1 protein-coding gene and 2 pseudogenes are annotated in these 1635 nt (G+C 71.8%); all 3 read right to left on the bottom strand.

The genetic code is table 11. The features are described from left to right. Positions 1-69: pseudogene (locus ACPYOM_RS21870) on the bottom strand (recombination mediator RecR); the annotation flags it as partial. A 93-nt stretch (positions 70-162) separates the two neighbouring features. Then, entirely contained in the window at positions 163-1332 is a 1170-nt protein-coding gene (gene nicT / locus ACPYOM_RS21875; protein ID WP_481347571.1) for a Nickel transporter NicT, read from the bottom strand. 77 nt (positions 1333-1409) lie between these two features. After that, positions 1410-1635: pseudogene (locus ACPYOM_RS21880) on the bottom strand (1-acyl-sn-glycerol-3-phosphate acyltransferase); the annotation flags it as partial.

Below are 1635 nucleotides of genomic sequence, written 5' to 3' on the forward strand. Positions count from 1 at the left end.
GCTCTTGGGACCGACGCCGGGCAAGCGTCCGAGCTCGTCGATGAGGTCCTGCACTGCGCCTTCGTACACACCGCAACCCTAAGCCCGCGCGCGGTCCGTGCCGCCCACCCGGGCCGAACCGCGCCACGGTGGACTTTGGGGGCGGGCGACGCGTGACGCCGGTCAGTCGGCGAGCGTGGCCTCCCACCGCTCCTCGATGCGGCCGTACCGCCACACGAGCACGGCGACGAGCCACGTGACGACGAAGAGGCCGACGATCCAGAACCCGACGTCGCCGAGGTCGATGGCGGCCACCCAGGCGAGCGGACCGCCGGTGACGCCGAGCTTGTCCGCGAGCAGACCGACGAGCTCGATGACGCCGATGACGAGGGCGACCGCGACCGACAGCGCCGTGACGGTGATGTTGTAGTAGATCTTGCGGACCGGGCGGCTGAAGGCCCAGCCGTAGGCGACGTTCATGAACGAGCCGTCGATCGAGTCGAGCAGCGACATGCCGGCCGCGAAGAGCACCGGCAGCACGAGCACGGCGTACCACGGCAGGGCCGCCGCCGCCGCTCCGCCGGCGATGACGAGCAGGCCCACCTCGGTGACGGTGTCGAAGCCCAGCCCGAAGAGGAGGCCGACCGGGTACATGTGCCACGGCTTGGTCACCGCGCGGGTCACGCGACCGAGGACGCGGTTGAGCAGACCGCGCCGGTCCAGCTGCCGCTCGAGCTCCGCCTCGTCGTACTGCCCGGCCCGCATCCGGCGGAAGACCTTGAGGATCCCGACGAGCGCGGCGAGGTTGACGAGGCCGATGAGGACGAGGAAGGTCCCCGACACGGTGGTGCCCCAGACGCCGGTCACCTGCTGGAGCGTCGAACCGTCGTCGGTCAGGGCGCCGGCCAGGGCCCGGATGCCGGCGGCGAGGAGCATGACCATGACGAAGACGACCGAGGAGTGCCCGAGGCTGAACCAGAAGCCGACGCTCATCGGGCGCTGTCCCTCGGCCAGGAGCTTGCGGGTCGTGTTGTCGATGGCGGCGATGTGGTCGACGTCGAAGGCGTGCCGCATGCCGAGGGTGTACGCCGTGACGCCGAGGCCGATGCCGAACAGCTGGCCCGCGACGCGGTACTCGGCCGGGGCGACGACGAGGACGAGCAGCCCCCAGCCGACGACGTGCAGCAGGGCCACCACCGCGGCCATCCCGGAGAGGCTCCGGCGCTCCTGCGGGCCCAAGTGCGCCGCGAGGCGGGCGCGCAGTGGGCGGGCGGTCGAGGTCGGCGTCGGCTCCGGCGTCGAGGTCGGCGTCGAGGTAGGCGTCGAGGTCGGCGTCGGGGTCCGTGCGGTCACGGGGCCACGCTAGATGCGACTGCGTCGCATCTGCAACGGGCACCTGCTGTAGCGCGACTACAGCACCTGCATGACGATCAGACCGCGGGCGCGCCGCCCGGGACCTCGTTGTAGGCGTCGACCCGCTCCTGACCGGAGAGCGCCGCGATGGCCTCCATGACGCGGTCGGTCAGCAGGCGCCGGGCCTTCCCGGCGGGCATGCCCTGGTACTCCTCGACGCCGATCGGCTCGCCGAAGCGCACCGTGACCTTGGCCAGGCGCGGGAAGCTCGCCCCGACCGGTTGGATGTTCTCGGTGCCGATG

The sequence above is a fragment of the Monashia sp. HAY1-2A genome (assembly GCF_056755315.1).